The organism is Nocardioides lijunqiniae (genome assembly GCF_015024225.1).
Classification (GTDB): domain Bacteria; phylum Actinomycetota; class Actinomycetes; order Propionibacteriales; family Nocardioidaceae; genus Nocardioides; species Nocardioides lijunqiniae.
In genome coordinates, this window is the sequence record NZ_JACJGM010000045.1 from 17797 (window position 1) to 34430 (window position 16634).

11 protein-coding genes are annotated in these 16634 nt (G+C 72.6%); 4 read left to right on the plus strand and 7 right to left on the minus strand.

The window, feature by feature from the left end:
• Nucleotides 1-12: 12 nt before the first annotated feature.
• Nucleotides 13-1338, plus strand: coding sequence for a hypothetical protein (locus tag IRQ30_RS20975; RefSeq protein ID WP_193614826.1), 1326 nt, complete (start codon nt 13-15; stop codon nt 1336-1338).
• Here IRQ30_RS20975 and IRQ30_RS20980 read toward each other — a convergent pair.
• From IRQ30_RS20980 to IRQ30_RS20995, 4 genes are all read right to left on the minus strand, one after another.
• Nucleotides 1319-1918, minus strand: a complete 600-nt coding sequence (locus IRQ30_RS20980; protein ID WP_193614827.1) for a hypothetical protein — start codon at nt 1916-1918, stop codon at nt 1319-1321. The two genes, IRQ30_RS20975 and IRQ30_RS20980, sit on opposite strands and share 20 nt — an antisense overlap.
• Nucleotides 1915-2529 carry a hypothetical protein gene (locus IRQ30_RS20985; RefSeq protein WP_193614828.1) on the minus strand — a complete coding sequence of 205 codons (615 nt, stop codon included), beginning with the start codon at nt 2527-2529 and terminating at the stop codon, nt 1915-1917. Before IRQ30_RS20985 ends, IRQ30_RS20980 begins: the two co-directional genes overlap by 4 nt.
• The gene (locus IRQ30_RS20990) at nt 2526-3158 is read right to left on the minus strand and encodes a hypothetical protein (protein ID WP_193614829.1); all 633 of its coding nucleotides are present in this window, start codon (nt 3156-3158) and stop codon (nt 2526-2528) included. The genes IRQ30_RS20985 and IRQ30_RS20990 overlap by 4 nt, the downstream gene beginning before the upstream one ends.
• A 99-nt stretch (nt 3159-3257) precedes the next feature.
• On the minus strand, nt 3258-7973 hold the full coding sequence (locus IRQ30_RS20995) for a 3-keto-alpha-glucoside-1,2-lyase-like domain-containing protein (RefSeq protein ID WP_193614830.1): 4716 nt from the start codon (nt 7971-7973) through the stop codon (nt 3258-3260).
• A gap of 139 nt (nt 7974-8112) precedes the next feature.
• On the opposite strand from IRQ30_RS20995, the gene IRQ30_RS21000 reads away from it, so the two are divergent.
• On the plus strand, nt 8113-10236 hold the full coding sequence (locus IRQ30_RS21000) for an MMPL family transporter (RefSeq protein WP_193614831.1): 2124 nt from the start codon (nt 8113-8115) through the stop codon (nt 10234-10236).
• On the opposite strand, the gene IRQ30_RS21005 is transcribed toward IRQ30_RS21000, so the two are convergent.
• Nucleotides 10233-11897 carry a CHAP domain-containing protein gene (locus IRQ30_RS21005; protein WP_193614832.1) on the minus strand — a complete coding sequence of 555 codons (1665 nt, stop codon included), beginning with the start codon at nt 11895-11897 and terminating at the stop codon, nt 10233-10235. The genes IRQ30_RS21000 and IRQ30_RS21005 overlap by 4 nt on opposite strands.
• Before the next feature lie 168 nt (nt 11898-12065).
• Here IRQ30_RS21005 and pepN point away from each other — a divergent pair, with 168 nt between their 5' ends.
• Nucleotides 12066-14612 carry an aminopeptidase N gene (gene pepN / locus IRQ30_RS21010; protein WP_193614833.1) on the plus strand — a complete coding sequence of 849 codons (2547 nt, stop codon included), beginning with the start codon at nt 12066-12068 and terminating at the stop codon, nt 14610-14612.
• An 82-nt stretch (nt 14613-14694) separates the two neighbouring features.
• On the opposite strand, the gene IRQ30_RS21015 is transcribed toward pepN, so the two are convergent.
• Both IRQ30_RS21015 and IRQ30_RS24310 read right to left on the minus strand, forming a co-directional pair.
• Nucleotides 14695-15078 carry a DUF5130 family protein gene (locus IRQ30_RS21015; RefSeq protein ID WP_193614834.1) on the minus strand — a complete coding sequence of 128 codons (384 nt, stop codon included), beginning with the start codon at nt 15076-15078 and terminating at the stop codon, nt 14695-14697.
• Nucleotides 15065-15430, minus strand: coding sequence for a hypothetical protein (locus IRQ30_RS24310; protein ID WP_193610335.1), 366 nt, complete (start codon nt 15428-15430; stop codon nt 15065-15067). Before IRQ30_RS24310 ends, IRQ30_RS21015 begins: the two co-directional genes overlap by 14 nt.
• 59 nt (nt 15431-15489) lie before the next feature.
• On the opposite strand from IRQ30_RS24310, the gene IRQ30_RS21025 reads away from it, so the two are divergent.
• The gene (locus IRQ30_RS21025) at nt 15490-16506 is read left to right on the plus strand and encodes a mechanosensitive ion channel family protein (protein WP_193614835.1); all 1017 of its coding nucleotides are present in this window, start codon (nt 15490-15492) and stop codon (nt 16504-16506) included.
• Nucleotides 16507-16634 lie beyond the last annotated feature (128 nt).

Consider the following 16634-nt stretch of genomic DNA (forward strand, 5'->3'; position numbering starts at 1 on the left):
TAGACTCCCGGCGTGACGGTGCTGCGGGAGCTGCGCGACTCCGTGGTCGACGCCGGCCTCGTCGTCGTCGACGCGCTCCGGCTCCTGGCCCACCACTGGGCGGCGCTCGTCAGCATCTTCCTGCTCGGCCTCGCCGCCCGCAACGCCGCCATGTGGGCGGCGGTCCTGCTGGGTCGCGACCACCCCGTGCTGGCCTCGCTGCTGGTGCCGCTGGCTCCCCTCGCGATGGTGATCGCCCTGGTGCTGATGCTCCGGGTGGCCGGGTCGTCGGCACGCTGGACCCTCCAGAGCGCCTCGCCGGAGGAGTCCGAGGGCGAGACGAGGAGGGAGCGGCTGGCGCTGCTGGCGTCGGCGCTGGTGCCGTTCCTGACGGTCTACGCGCTGCAGGGCCACCTCGACGCCGACCGGGACCAGTTCATCAACGAGAGCTACGCCGACGAGTTCGCGAGCGGCGCGATGTTCAGCGGCGCCGAGCTCGACGACCGGACGCTGGTCACGGTGACGAGCTGGCAGCTGGGGCTCGTGGTCACCGCCCTCACGATGCGCTCCGTCCTGGACCGCCTCGACCTGGCGCGCCGGCACACCGGCTGGGCCTTCCTGGCCGCGCTGGTGGAGGTCACCTGGCTGACCTGGCTGGCGGCGCTGCTGACCACGCGCTGGCACGACGCGAGCGGCTGGGTGGGCGACCGCGCGGTGGTCGACGAGGCGGGCGAGGCCTGGCGTCGCGCGACCGCGGCCCTGGGCCCGCTGACCGACCCGGTGCGCGCGCTCGGGGAGGTGCTGGCCGGCATCGTCACCGGCATCAGCGACATCGTCGTCACGCCCGTCGCCTGGCTGACCGTCGGCGCGGTCGTGCTCGCCGGCGGCCTGCGCGACAGCCGCCGGGCACGGCTCGAGCAGCACCGGCTGGTCGTCCGCGCGCGCGAGCGGGTGGAGCCGCGCCTGGCAGCCCGCCGGGCCGGGCGTCCCGACCGTCCTGCGCGGCGCGCGTGGGGGCCGGAGCGGGTGGGCGACCTGCTGGGACGCCGCTTCGAGGAGCTCGTGGCCGGGCTGCGCACGCTCGTGCACGCGGGCCTGGTGCCGGTGCTGACGTTCTGCCTGGTGCTCGGCCTCGCCCGCCTGGCGGAGTGGGGCACGGCGCTGCTCCTGCGCGCGCTCGTCGGGCCCCGCGACCCCGACACCATGCTGGCCTTCTCGCCCTACCTCGAGCTCGCCACGCGCACCGTCTACACGGTGATCATCGTGGTCCTGGTCGCGGCCGCGGTGTCACGGCTGCTCACACGTCGCCTCCAGGAGGACCTCGCCGAGGAGCGGGCCCTCAGCGACCCGCGAGCCTGATCTCGGTCACGTCGGGCGCCTCCCACCACAGCCGCACCCGGTCCGGCACGGCCTCGTCGTCGGTGACGACCAGGACGGAGACGTCGTACGACGGCGGGCGCGGCAGCGCGCCCTCGACCGGGGTGCCGTCGTAGCGGGGCCCGGCCCGGTCCTCGGGCTCGCAGGCGGGCCCCGGGAGGAGCGTCTCCCCCAGCTGCGCGGACATGGCGGTGGCCTCACGGTCGTCGGTGTCGACGATCGAGAGACGGCAGCCGCTCAGCGGTACGTCGGGGTCGGCGTCGAGGCGCAGCCGCACCTCCCACACGGCGCTGCCCGCGACGGGCTCGAGCGTCTCCGGCCCCGAGAAGCCCTCCACCTGGGTGGCCGACACGACCTCGAGCAGCGTGACGGACAGCTCGCGGCGCCGCTCGTCCCCGTCGGCGTCCTCCCACCGGTCGGAGACCTCCACCGGCTCGCCCTGCCTGCCGGTCGTCACGTCGTGCTGCTGCTCGGGCCACCAGAACACCTGGAGCCGGCTCGCGGTCGCGAGCAGCGCCAGCACCAGCGCGACCGGCAGCACGAGCAGCCAGCGCCGCCTCACGACTCCTCCTCCGTGCCGTCGCCCAGCACCGGCGCGGGCACGGCGAACGTCGGCGCCGCGGCGAACGCCTCGGCGTCCTCGGCGCCGAGCCCGAGGTCCACCTCCGCGACCGCGTCGAAGCGGACGTCCCGGGAGAGCCGAGCCAGGCGCAGCCGCAGGGTGGGGAGCGCGTCGGCCGGAACCTCCAGGAGGGCCGTGCAGTGCACCGGCAGCCCGGGCGGGCTCTCGGCGCACGAGTTGGCGTTGCGACCGACCAGTCCCCAGGTGCGACCCCGTGCGTCCTCGAGCTCGGCGAAGGTGATCGACGCGTTCTCCTCGGTGGGCACCACGGTGTAGCTCACGACGACCCAGAGCCCGGGGCTGACCAGCTCGGCGCCGTACTGCTCGACCCGCGTCGTCCCCTGGACCCGGTCGACCGTGACGGTCGAGGTGCGCAGGTCGATCGCGTCACCGACCGCGCCACGGCGCACGTGCGGGTCCGCCGCGGGGTCGTCGTCCCCTCCGGGCAGCCAGCCCTGGAGCCAGGAGCCGACGGCCAGCAGGGCGAGGCAGACCAGGGCGGTGCCGAGGACGTGACCGAGCCCCGGGCCGGTCCGCGCGGGCGCCGTCACAGGTCCTCGGTGGGCCGGGTGGGGGGCAGCGGCGCCACGTCGAGCGTCAGCCGGGCCACGGGCGTCGCGTCGAACCACCGCAGCTCGCCGTCGAGCGCGCTGCGCCGCAAGGTGTGCCCGAGGACGGTCACGGACAGCCGCTCGGGCACGCTCGCCTCGTCGACGACGTAGCCGATCTCGACGTCGTAGCGCAGGCCCGGGCCGAGCCCGAGCAGGGTCGACCCGTCCGGCACGACCCGGACGACCGGCGCCGGGTCGTCGGACGGCGAGCCCGCCTGGTCGTAGGCGGTCAGGTCGGCCCGGAGCGCGCCGGCGAGGGTCGTCGCCGTCACCGACGTCGGGGAGGTGAGCTCGACCGCGCCCTCGACCACGACGAAGGCCCGTCCCGGCTCGGCCTCCTCGACGCCGAGGGCGAAGCGGGCCGAGGCCTCGTCCAGGCGCAGGGAGAACGGCGCCGCGTCGACCTCGGTGCCGGGCGCGACCTGCGCCGCCCCCTCGGGAGCCGAGCGCGACCAGCCGCCGGTCAGCGTGACGACCGCCAGCACGACGACGAGGACGAGCGCGCCCCCACTCGCCCACGGGTGCGCGCGGACCAGGGCGCCGGGCGCGAAGGGCTCCCGGGTCGGCACGCGGTCGAGTCTAGGGCCGTTCGCCACACGCCCCGACGACCGACGACCACCCACCCCGAGGGGCAGGTGGTCGTCGGTGTCGCTCCGATCAGCCGTCGGTCAGCGCGTCAGCCGGAGGTTCAACCGCTGCGTGGTGCCGTCGCGGAACTTCACGACGAGCACGGCACCGACCGCCGCCCGGCTCTTCAGCCGAGCCCGCGCCAGGGCGTTGAGCCTCAGCGTGAGGCGGCCGCGCTGGCCCGCCTTGAGGGCGACCTTGCCGCTGCCCAGCGCCTTCCCGGACGTGCCCGGCAGACGCAGGGTGGCGGTGCCCGCACAGGCACCCTGGACGCACCGGAGCACGACCGAGGCCCTGCGCCGGCTCTTGTCCGCGTCGACCTTGCGGCCCACCGCGGCGACCCGCGGCTTCACGACCGGTGCCGGCGGGGTGACCACGGGCGCCTTGACGACCGTGAGCGAGCCGACGCCCGCACCGGAGTCGTGCGCCTCGTCACCCTCGTACGTCGCCGCGAGGGCGACCTCGCCGGGCTGGGTGAAGGGCCCGACCGTGACGGTCGCCTTGCCGTCGGTCAGCGTGGCCGGGGCCAGGGGCTCACCGTCGACCGTGACGACGACGTCGCCGGTCGGGGTCTCCTCCACCACGGAGTCGACCGTGACCTGCACCTGCGACGTCTTCCCGGTCTGCACCTGGGCCTGCGTCGGCGTGACGGTGACCGTCGGGGAGACGTTCTCCGGGTCGGCCAGCTCCTTGAGCTGGACGTCGCGGTAGAAGACGTTCTCGCCGTTGCCGTGGTTCTGCAGGCCGAAGTGGGACGGCCAGTCCATCCGCGCCGGGTCGGTGCTGGTGAAGTCGTTCACCAGCACGTCGTTGAGGTAGACGCGGATCCGCTTCCCCTCCACGCGGATCTCGTAGTGGTTCCACTCGCCCACCTGCTTGAGCGCCGCGTCCCGCTTGGCGACGTCGGCGGACTGGAAGGTGTAGATCGCGCCCGTGGTGCGGTCCACCTCGTCGGTCGCGTCGATCTGGATCTCGTAGCCCTGGTTGACAGCCACCCACGGGTCGTTGCCCGGGTCCGGGAACCCGACGAACACGCCGCCGTTGTGGTCGGTGGTGAGCTTCCAGTCCAGCTGCAGCGAGTAGTCGCCCTCGAGCGGCTCGTCGTGCCAGAGCAGCCCGAGCCCACCGTTGGTCATGAGGCTGCAGTCGGCCTCGCGGGTGAAGAAGCCCGGCCCGGCCATGTTCCAGTCCTCGAGGCTCGCCGCCGTCCCGTCGTAGAGCGTCCGGTAGCCGGGATCGGCCACGGTGGGCTGGCAGGTGTCGGGCTCGACCACCGGCTCGGTGACCTTGAACCAGTCGAACGTGCCGACCTGGGACCCGTTGCCGTTGTAGGCCGCGACGCCGATGGTGGGCTCGACCAGACCGGTGGTCGGGTAGCCGGAGCCCATGGACGTCCAGGTCGCGCCCTGGTCGACGGAGTACCGCGCCTGGAGGGCGGAGCCCGTGTTGACCATCTGCAGCTGCAGGTCGCTGGGCGCACCCGGCAGCGCCGGGCTGTGGGAGTAGACCATCTGGCCGTTGACCCGACGTCCGAGCTCGACGATCCAGCTGCCCTGCGGGGTGCGCATCGCGACGACCTTGGCGTAGTTCTCGACGCTGGTGTGCGCGATGAGCCCGCCCTGCAGGTAGTCCTTGGTGCCGGTGAGCGAGAACTGGGTCGTCGCCGACCAGGTCCCGTCCTCGGGCGCCGCCTGGGTCACGACGTTGCGCGCGGAGAAGAGGCCGTCGGTGATGTCCCCGCTCTGCGCGGTGAGCCGCAGCTCGCCGTCGGCCACCTCGAGCCCGCCCGGGGACGGGTTGAGGATCGTGGTCCAGCGGCAGGGGTCCAGCTCGTCGCCCTCGAACTCGTCGTCCGGGCTCGGCCCGGCCTCCGGGTCGCAGGACGGAGCCGTCCTCGAGACGTCGACGTAGTCGAGGTTGACGCGCCCGTTGGTCTGACCGTCGCCGGCTCCCACCGCGTAGGTCACGGTGTTGGTGCCGGCCTCCAGCGCCACGGTCTCCGTGGAGGTCCCCCACGTGCTCCAGGCGCCGGTGTTGGCCAGCGACGCCGACCGCGGCTCGCCGCCGTTGACGGAGAGCAGCAGCGTCTTGGTCAGGTTCGGCGCGGGGTGCGGACCGTTGGCGTAGCCCAGCGTCAGGTCGTGGTCACCGGCCTCCTGCGCGGTCACGCTGAACGTCACCCGCGCGCCGTCGGTCTCCAGCCCACCGACGTAGCCGGTGCCGCTGAAGCCGGCGTGCTCCGTCGACAGCACGGCTCCGCCCGCGAGCTCGGCGGCCTCGGCCTCGTAGCGCATGGTCTCGGGGACCAGCACCTGGACGTAGTCGAGGTTGACGTGACCGTCGTCGCCGTCGATCTTCTCGAGGCGGATGGAGCTCGGCCCCGCCGGGAGCTGGATGCGCTGCGTGATGCTGCCCCAGCTCTTCCAGCCCCCGGTCGAGGGCAGGGAGAGCACGGTGCGCTCGCCGTCGACGAAGAGGCTCAGCTTCTTGGTGCCCTCGAACGGGTTGGGACCGTTGGCATAGCCGAGCTTGAGGTCGTAGGCGCCGGCCTGGTCGACGACGACCTGGACCGTGCTGCCCGCCCCGACGTCGCCCATGCCCGCGACGAAGCCGCTGCCGCTGTATCCGGCGTGCTCGGTCTGGATGTTGGCGCTGCCGGTGAGCTCGCCGTCCTCGAGCTCGTAGAGGCCGAACGGAGCCGGCTCGGGCTCCGGCTCGACGTAGCCCGGGTAGGTGTTGAGCGTGTACCACGCCTCGGTGCTCCACAGCCGCTCGTCCGTGGCGGACGTGAAGGGCTGTGGCGAGCGCAGGTGCACGACGCGGTCGGGCTTCAGGCCGTCGACGAGGATCCGCACCGTCCGTCCGTCCTCCGACGCGGTGGCACTGGTGACCTCGAGGGTCTCCTCGTCGAGCTTGGGACCGCCGTACTGCGCGGTGGCCTTGTAGCGCCACTGGTCGACCTGGTACTTCGTGGCCAGGTCGGCGAGCGTGGCCGGGGACACCGGCTTGGTGTAGGTGATGTCGAAGCCGCCCTCGACGACCTTCATCGACTCCATGTCGAAGGGCACGTCGCCGGTGAGCTCGAGCTTCTGCAGGCCGAAGCGCTTCTTGCCGGTCTGGCCCCAGTTGCCGCCGGCGCCGATGCCGCCGACGTAGAGGCTGCCGTCGTCGTCCTTGAGGACCCGGCTGACGCCGGCCTCGAAGCCCTGGCTCATCCGGAACAGCGCGCCCTGGTACTCGCCCTCGACCTTGTCGAGGTAGCCGCGCTGCAGGCCGCCGTAGGTGACGTCGCCGATCAGGAGCTGTCCGGCGTACGGGCCCTCCTCGACCAGCACCGGGGTGCTGGGCGAGTTGGCGATCTCGTTCTGCGGCATCCACAGGACCGGCTTGGTCACCGGCTGCTCGTCGAAGCGGCCCTTGGTGCCGCCGGGTCCGGTGGTGAAGTGGTTGAAGAAGCGGCCGGGCTTGATCTCGACCAGCTTGGACGCGGGCAGCCAGCCACCCTGGTTGTCGGTCACGAAGATCTCGCCGTCGGGGCCCTCGCCCATGCCGTGCGGGGTCCGCAGCCCGCCGGCGACGTACTCGACCTCGCCGGTCTCCTTGTCCACGGTGATGTGCGTGCCGCGGTCCTGCGAGCCCTGGGGCACGGTGGTCGCGCCGCCGAGGTTGATCGACACCGAGAGGTTGAGGTGGAACTTGCCGTCGCGGTAGAGCATGCCGAAGGCGAACTCGTGGAAGTTGCCGTCGAAGGGCCAGGTGGCGACCGTCTCCTTGCCCTCGAGGACGCCGTCCCCGCCGGGGTCGACGAGCCGGGTCAGCCGGTGCTTCTCCGAGACGTAGACGTCACCCTCGACGACCGAGATGCCCATGGGCTCCTTGAGGCCGTCCGCGATCAGCGTGCGGGTCACGCCACTGGGGTCCTGCGCCTGCTTGGCACCCTGGAGCCTCCAGAGCTGCCCGAGCGAGACGTTGCCCTGGTCGTTGCCGTTGCCGCCCCAGGTCAGGACGAGCAGGTCGTCGCCGTCCCACTCCAGGCCCGACACCTGCGGCTCGAAGCCCTCAGCCCGCAGGTCGACCAGGTCGTAGGCGGGGTTGACGCCGTCGAGCTGCAGCCCGTCGCCGGCGCTGTCGTCCTGGCCCTCGCACTGCTTGAAACCGGGGGCGGTCACCCGGGTCACGTTGGCCTCGGTGCTCAGCACGGAGGTGGGGACCACGGTGAAGGCGGTCTCGCCGGGGCGCTGCCACATGAGGGTGAGGCGCTCGCCGTTGGTGGCCTCGAGGAAGTTGACACGCAGGGCGTGCACGCCGACGCCGAGCGTGACGCTGCCGTCCTTGGCCGTGGGGCCGTGCAGCCCGTCGTGGTCGATCACGAGCTGGTCGTCGATGAGCAGCTCTGAGCCGTCGTCGCTGACGAGGCGGAACATGTAGGTGCCGGCGGTGTCGATCGAGAGGTTCGCGAGGACCTCCACGAGGTAGTTGTCCTGGAGACCGCCGAACTCCTCGGGGGTGTCCCAGTCGATCGTGGGCTGCAGCTTGTCGACGTTCGGCGTCTGGCCGGACTTCAGCGTGCAGAGGGCGGCGGTGGGCTGTCCCAGCTGGAAGGCACGCATGGTGACGCCCGCCTCGTCGCCCGGCGGCGCGGCCTCCGCCGCGGTGATGCCGGCGGCCAGACCCAGGGCGAGCGCCCCGGCGACCATCAGGTGCAGCGGGCGGCGCCTCGAGCGGGCGGGACGTGGTGACGGAAGGGTGCGTGACACCTGGACCTCCAGTAGGACCCGGCCCGCGAGCGCCGAGGATCGATGTGACTGGCGCCACTGTAGGGGACATATGACGGGATGTGAACAACTTTTGACGGGTCTCTAACAAAAGTCACGGCTGGCCGCTACAGTCGCCCCCGTGCTGGAGCGGATGGGCCACTGGGTGCACCGCCGTCGGGCGGTCGTGCTGGCCGCGTGGACCCTGGTCGTGCTCGTCGGCGGCGTCGTCGGAGGCGCGGTCTTCGACCTCGCGGAGAGTCCCGAGGCACGTGCCGACGTCGAGTCGACGCTCGTCGAGCGGCGCCTGGACCGCGTCGACCCGGAGGGCGAGCAGGTCGTGGGGGTGCTCTCCGGCGACGACGCGCTCGGCGTGGCCCTGTCCGAGGAGGCCGCCCGCATCCTGCACGAGGTCCGCGAGCTGCCCGGGGTCGTCGACATGCGCGACCCCTACACCACCGGCGCCAGCGACCTCTTCGCCGACGACGGGCAGGGCGCGCTCGTCCAGGTCGAGCTCGACCCCGCGCTGGACGACGACGACGCGCTGGCCGCCGCCGACCGCGTGGCCGACCGGCTGCACACCATCCCCTTCCCCACCGTGCACGTCGGCGGCGAGCTGCTGGCCGAGGACGCGTTCGGCGCGCAGGCCGGCAGCGACGCCGCCCGCGGCGAGGGCATCGCCCTGGTGGTGCTGCTCGGGGTGCTCGTGCTGGCGCTCGGCGGCTGGGTGGTCGGGGCGCTGCCCGTCGTGACCGCCCTCGGCACCGTGACAGGCTCCCTGCTGTGCCTCACCGGGCTCGCCGGCCTCACCTCGGTGAGCGAGTTCGCCGTCAACGTCGTCACCCTGCTCGGTCTCGGCCTGTCGGTGGACTACAGCCTGCTGGTGCTGGCCCGCTTCCGCGAGGAGCGCGCCCTGGGCGGCAAGCGGGCCGACCTGGGCGACCTGCTCGGCCGGACGGTCGCGACCGCCGGACGCACCGTCCTCGTCTCCGGGCTCACCGTCGGGTGCGCACTGGCGGGCCTGCTCGTCCTCGGCGACCCCATCCTCACCGGCATGGCCGTCGGCGGCGTGGTCGCCGTGGCGGTGGGGACCCTCGCCGGACTGACGCTCACGCCGGCGCTGATCTCGGTCGCGCACGCCCGCATCCCGGCTCCCGGCGCGGGCCGCCTCGCCCGGCGCACGCCGGCGCCGGAGCGCTCGCTGCTGGCCCGGCTGGCGGGGTTCGCCCAGGCCCGACCCTGGCCGGTGCTGGTCGGCACGACCGGCGTCCTGCTGGTGCTCGCGGTCCCGCTGCTCAGCCTGCAGCTCGGCAGCTCCGACGCCCGCTCGCTGCCCGCCGACAGCGAGTCGCGCCTGGCCTACGAGGCCGTCCAGCGCGACCACGCCGAGGAGCGCACGGCGCCGATCACGGTCCTGACCGACGCATCCCCCGACGACCCCGCCGTGAGCGCGCTGGCCGACCGGCTCGCCGGGCTCGACGACGTGGACGACGTCCACGTGCTCGACCCGCTGCCCGACGGCTCGACGCAGATCGCGCTCGACCCCGAGGGCCGCACCTACGGGGTGCCGGCCCAGCGACTGGTCGCGGAGGTCCGCGAGCGCGACCTCGGCGCCCCGGTGCTCGTCGGCGGGCCCGCCGCCGAGCTCGTCGACGCCCGGACGGCCATCGCCGACCGGCTGCCCCTCGCCGTGCTGGTCGTCATGGTGGTGACGGGCCTGCTGCTCCTGCGCCTCACCGGCTCCCTGGTGGTCCCGCTCAAGGCGCTGGCCCTCAACCTGCTCTCGCTGTCCGCCACCCTCGGCGTCGTGGTCGCGATCTTCCAGTGGGGCTGGGGGTCCGCGCTCCTGGGCTTCGAGTCGTGGGGCACCCTCGACATCACCACGCCGCTGCTGCTGTTCATGTTCGCGTTCGGGCTCTCGATGGACTACCACGTGTTCCTGCTGGCGCGCATCAAGGAGGCGTGGGACTCCCCCGCCCGCGGACGCGGGGCGCCCGCCGCGGGCACTCGGGCCGCCAACGACCGTGCGGTGCTGGCCGGCATCACCTCGTCCGGGCCGGTCGTCACCCTGGCCGCGCTGGCCATCTCGATCGTGTTCCTCGGCTTCACCCTCGGCGAGCTGGTGGAGGTCAAGCAGATCGGGGTCGGGATGACCGTCGCGATCCTGCTCGACGTCACCGTGGTGCGTGGGCTGCTCCTCCCGGCGGCGATGACGCTGCTCGGCCAGTGGAACTGGTGGCGCCCGGGACGCCCCGTCGCGGGCTAGCGCCGGACGCGGACCCGCTGCAGCCCGGCGGCCGGCAGGACGAAGCCCTTGCCTGCGTAGCGGACCCGGACCTTGCGCAGGCCCGCCGGCACGTCGGTGATGACGACGCGCAACCGGCCGTCGACCACCCGGCCCACGACCTTCCTGCCGCCGACGCGGATCGTCGCGAGCCCGCGGGGCGTGGCGCCCGGCGCCACGACGCGCACGACGACGAGCGCCTTGCGGCTCCCGCCGGCAGCACGGATGCGCAGGACCGGCTTGGTCACCACGCGTGACGGCGTGGCGATCTGCTGTGAGGCGCTGCGGTAGCTGGCGCGGTCCAGCCGCACCAGGAGCCTGATCTGCGACCCGATGTCCGCGGGCTTCAGCACGTACGACGACCCGATGGCGCCCGGGACCGCGACCCCGTTGCGCAGCCAGCGGTAGCTCACCCGCGCGTCCACCGGATCGACGGCGCCGGGGGCGGCGGTGAGGGTGCTGCCGACGCGCGGGACGCCGGTCAGCCCGAACGGTCGCGTGAACGCGAGGGTGCCGGCGAGGACCGGGCCCGCGGTCCGCGCGGGCACGGCACGCTGGCGGTAGCCGACGGCGCGACCCGTGACGATGGCGCTGATGCGCTGGTCGATCTGGGCCTGCCCCAGGCGCAGCGTCCAGCCGGTCGCCCCGGCGATGGGCGTGGAGCCGGCGTACCACTGCACGGTGGTCGCGCTCGGGTTCGGCGCCCACGACCCGCGCGTGGCGGTCAGGACCTGGTCGACCTCCGTGACGCCGCTGACGACGGGCGGGTCCGGGACCTGGAGGTCTCCGATGGCGACGTCGGCGGCGGTGCTCCTGGCCACGGTCGTGGAGGCGTAGCCGGAACGCCTGGCGCTGACCCGGACCGAGACCCGGGTGCCGAACTGGGCGGCGGTCGGCACGAACCTCGACGCCGTGGCGCCGGCGATGGGCGTCGCCCCGGCGAACCACTGGAAGGTGTAGACGCCCGCGGGCTTCCAGGTGCCGACGGTGGCGGTGAGGGGGACGCCGACCTTGGGGGTGCCGGTGACGACCGGCGCGACCGTGTTCGTCAGGACCTTGTCGTTGAAGTGGACGAAGCCCGACGGCCAGCGGCCGTCGGCCTTGCGGATGCGGCGCCAGTGGAAGTCGCCGCCCCAGCTGTCCTCGCTGATCACGATCTCCGTGGCGGAGACGACCTGCTCGACGTAGGCGACGTGGCCGCTCGAGCCGGTGCCGGGAGCGTTGGCGCGCCACCAGGCGATCGAGCCGACGACCGGCGTGGCGTCGGTGATGCCGGCCATCTTGCGACCCCACTCGGTCGCGTTGCCGCCACCCGTCCACGGCCGGGTGTTGGGCATCCCGCTCTTGACCATCCGGTACGCCGCGTAGTTGGTGCAGTTGTGACCGCTGTACATCCGCCAGTACATCTTGTTCGACACGGCGCGGTAGCCCGCGTGGGAGTAGCCGGCCTTCTCGCAGGCGACGTAGCCGGTGCACAGGTAGGCGCTCGCGCGCTGCTCGACCGCGCCGTACCGGTTCAGCGACGGCGGCGGCGGCAGCACCTGGTCGTCGTCGGCGGTCGCGGAGCTCACGCCGAGGGGTGCCAGCAGTGCCAGCACGGCCCCGAGCACCAGGGCACGGCGCAGCCGTCGGGTCCGAGTCACGGAGCGGAGATTACGCAGGTGTCAAGCACCTTGTCAGCGTGTCGGCAAGAATTTCACACCTGTAACTCGAGTCCCACCGCTCACGCGAGTCACATCCGTCCCACGGACCGGACACCCGCGACGAGGGTCCGAGGAGCGCGTGCACGGCCCGGTGACATGATGCTCGACATGCCTGGAACCAACCTGACCCGGGACGAGGCCGCCACCCGTGCCGCCCTCCTGTCCGTCGAGTCCTACACCATCGACCTCGACCTCACCGTGTCCGACAAGGTCTTCGCGAGCACCACCGTGCTCCGCTTCACCTGCGCGGAGCCCGGCGCCTCGACGTTCGCCGACCTCGTCGACGCGAGCCTCCACGAGGTGACCCTCAACGGCCGCACGCTGGACCCCGCCGAGGTCTACCGCGACTCGCGCCTGACGCTCGACGGCCTCGAGGCCGACAACGAGCTGCGCGTGCACTGCGAGCTGCCCTACAGCCACACCGGCGAGGGACTGCACCGCTTCGTCGACCCGGTCGACGACCGGGTCTACCTCTACTCCCAGTTCGAGGTCCCGGACGCCCGCCGGGTCTACACCACCTTCGAGCAGCCCGACCTGAAGTCGACGTTCACGTTCAACGTCACCGCTCCGGAGCACTGGAAGGTCGTCTCCAACTCGCCCTCCCCCGCGCCGGAGGCGCTGGCGGACGGCAAGGCGGTCTGGCGCTTCGAGCCGACCAAGCCGATGTCGACCTACATCACGGCCCTCGTGGCCGGCGAGTACCACGAGGTCCAGCACACCTACGCCGGCAAGCACGGCGACATCCCGCTCGGCCACTACTGCCGCCAGTCGCTGGTGGAGTTCCTCGACGTCGACGAGCTGGTCAAGCTCACCGAGCAGGGCTTCGCCTTCTTCGAGGAGGCCTTCGACTTCCCCTACCCCTTCGGCAAGTACGACCAGCTCTACGTGCCGGAGTACAACATGGGTGCGATGGAGAACGCCGGCTGCGTGACGCTGCGCGACGAGTACCTCCCCCGCAGCCGCCAGCCCCGCTCGTTCTACGAGTTCCGCTGCAGCGTGATCCTGCACGAGATGGCCCACATGTGGTTCGGCGACCTCGTGACCATGAAGTGGTGGGACGACCTGTGGCTCAACGAGTCCTTCGCCGAGTGGGCCTGCTACCACGCGGAGGTCGAGGCCACCGAGTACACCGACTCGTGGACCGGCTTCGCCAACGCCCGCAAGCAGACCGGCTACCGCCAGGACCAGCTGCCCAGCACGCACCCGATCGCCGCGGACAACCACGACCTCCAGGCGGTCGAGGTCAACTTCGACATGATCACCTACGCCAAGGGCGCCTCGGTGCTCAAGCAGCTGGTCGCGTGGGTCGGGCTCGAGGACTTCCAGGCCGGTCTGCGCCAGTACTTCAAGGACTTCGCCTACGGCAACTCCGAGTTCAAGGACCTGCTCGCCGCCCTGGAGAAGGCCTCGGGTCGCGAGCTCGGCGGCTGGGCCCAGGAGTGGCTCCAGACCGCGGGCGTCAACACCCTCGCGGCGGAGTTCGAGGTCGACGCCGAGGGCCGCTACTCCTCGCTCGCCGTGCGCCAGACCGCCCACCCCGACTGGCCCACCCTGCGCCGCCACCGCATCGGCGTCGGCCTCTACGACGAGGTCGACGGTCGCCTGGTGCGCCGCCACTACCTCGAGACCGACGTCGAGGGCGAGCTCACCGAGCTCCCCGAGCTCGTCGGCCAGCAGCAGCCCGCCCTGCTGCTGCTCAACGACAGCGACCTGACCTACGCCAAGATCCGGCTCGACGAGCGCTCGCTCGCGACGGTCGTCGACGGCCTGTCCAAGCTCGACGACTCGCTCGCCCGCGCCCTCGTCTGGGGCGCGACGTGGGACATGACGCGCGACGCCGAGATGCGGGCCTCCGACTTCGTCGCCCTGGTGCTGCGCAACATCGGCACCGAGACCGACTCGTGGGGCGTGAGCCGGATCCCGACGTACGCCGCCCAGGCCGTCAACCACTTCTCCGCGCCGGCTCACCGGAACGATCTGCGGGCGGAGTGGGAGCGCGGCCTGCGCGAGCTGCTCGGCGCCGCGGAGGCCGGCAGCGACCACCAGCTGACGTTCGCGCGCTCCTACGCCGCCATCGCCCACAGCGACGCGGCGGTCGCCGACCTCGAGGCGCTGCTCGACGGGTCCCTGACCTTCGAGGGGCTGGCCGTCGACCAGGACCTGCGCTGGGTGCTGCTCACGTCGCTGGCCGCCTCCGGCGTGGCCGGCGACGACCGCATCGACGAGGAGCTGGCGCGCGACCACACCATCTCGGGCCAGGAGCACGCGGCCGCGGCGCGCGCCGCGCGTCCGGACGCCGAGGCGAAGGCCGCGGCGTGGGAGGCGGCGGTCACCAAGACCGACACCCCCAACGAGACGCAGCGCTCGATCATCCTGTCGTTCCAGCGGCCGGGCCAGGACGAGGTGCTGGCGCCGTACGTCGAGCACTACCTCACCGCCGCCGACGACATCTGGGAGCGCCTCGGGACGCAGCGGGCCTCGACCGCGCTGGAGTTCATCTTCCCGCGCCAGCTCGCGAGCGCCGAGCTGCTGGCGCGCGTGGACGCGTGGCTGGAGTCCTCGCCGGCCAACCCCGCCGCCAAGCGCTACGTCCGCGAGGGCCGCGCCGACGTGGCGCGGGCGCTGGCCGCCCAGGAGCTCGACGCGCGGCGCTAGCCGCTGCTCAGGTCGTGACCGCGACGAGTCGCCTCGCGGCCGGCACCAGCACCGAGGTGCCGGTGCCGGCCGCGAGCGACCGTCAGCCCGCGTGCAGGGGGTCGGGCGCGCGCGCGTGGTCGGCGAGGAGCTGGATGCCGCGGCGCAGGCCGCCCACCAGGTCGCCCGCCGCGAAGTCGGTCTGCATGGCCAGGACGGCCAGCTCGACCTCGGCGTCGGTGAGGGTGCGGCGGACGTAGCCGCCGGTCACGACCTCGAGCGCGCGCTGGTCGGGGTCGACCATCACCAGGATGCTGCGCGACGGAGCCACGAGGGAGTTGTGCAGGCTGGTGGCGAACTGACGGGGGTCGCCACTGGCGGCGCCCACGAAGACAGAGATCTCGGCGCGACACAGCCGCTCGGCCTTGCGGATGGTCTCGTCGAGCGCCACGCGCTCGGCGCTGCTGAAGGGGTCACCAGCGGCCACTTGCGCCACCGGCCTTCGAGGAGTCGCTGTCGGGAGCCGCGAGCTCGCCGGCGCTGCGGCGGGGACCGCCGAGCCACTGGTTCTCGACCAGCGGCGCGCCCGGCGCGAGGCGCTCGCCGCGGACAAGGGCCGGAAGGTAGACGGCGACCGCGATCACGAGGAAGAGCAGCAGCGGGACACCTGCCAGGACCAGCAGCACGTGCATCATGTCGACCGGCTTCGTGTCGGGCCACCCCTCGGACGGCTCGGCCATGGCGGGACCCGCCAGAGCCACCGAGAGCCCGATCGACGTGAGGCCGGTCACGAGGACCGTGGCGCTGCGGCGGACGGCGGGCGAGAGCGTGGAGATCACGCTGCACAGCCTATCGGCTCGGTTCGATACGCCCGCGCCGAGATGCTATGCATGGGCGCATGTTCGCCCCCGACAGCACGGACCCGTGCGCGGCCGGAGAGCAGGTCTGCGACGCCGCCTTCGAGTGGACCGGCAGCTCGACCGCCGCCGACATCGCCGACGTGGTCATCGGCAAGCCCCTCGCCCTCACCGGACTGCTCCTCCTGGGACTGGTCCTGAGGTGGGTCCTCCACCGGCTCGTCGACCGCGTCGTACGGCGCGCGGAGGCCGGCGTGCTGCCGGACAAGGTGGGCCGCTTCTCCATGGTCCGCAAGGGCGCCAGCCACGCCGCGTCGTCCGACATCGTCACCGCGACCCGTCGCGTCCAGCGCGCCAAGACCATCGGGAGCCTGCTCAAGAGCATCATCACCGGCGTGCTGGCGGCGATGTTCGGCACCATGATGCTCAGCGAGCTGGGCGTCAACATCGCCCCCATCATCGCCAGCGCCGGCATCATCGGCCTGGCGCTGGGCTTCGGGGCGCAGTCGCTGGTGAAGGACTTCCTCTCGGGGATCTTCATGATCCTGGAGGACCAGTACGGCGTCGGCGACGTCGTGGACGTCGGCGAGGCCAGCGGCACCGTGGAGGCCGTGAGCCTGCGGGTCACGCGGCTGCGCGACGTCGACGGGACCGTCTGGTACGTCCCCAACGGCGAGATCATGCGCGTGGGCAACATGAGCCAGAACTGGGCGCGCAGCGTCCTCGACATCAACGTCGCCTACACCGAGGACCTCGCGCGGGTGCGGCGGATCCTCCAGGACGTGGCCCACGACCTGTGGGAGGACGAGGACTTCAAGCACGTCGTCATCGAGGAGCCCGAGGTGTGGGGCGTCGAGCAGCTCGGCATCGACGGCGTCACCGTGCGGGTGACGCTCAAGACCGCGCCCCTGGAGCAGTGGGCGGTCGCGCGCGAGATGCGCCAGCGGATCAAGGCCCGCTTCGACCACGAGGGGATCGAGATCCCGTTCCCCCAGCGCGTGGTCTGGAACCGCACCGAGCCGGCCGCCCCGGCCGAGGCCGTGGACGACCGGCCCTAGCTGTACTGATCACGGACGTTAGGTACGGCGTGCCTGCTGGACGATGACGAAGACCTCCGGGTGAGGTGTGGAGCTACCACGCAACCGCATCTCACAACCGGAGGTCTTCGTGTCCCACGCTAACGCCT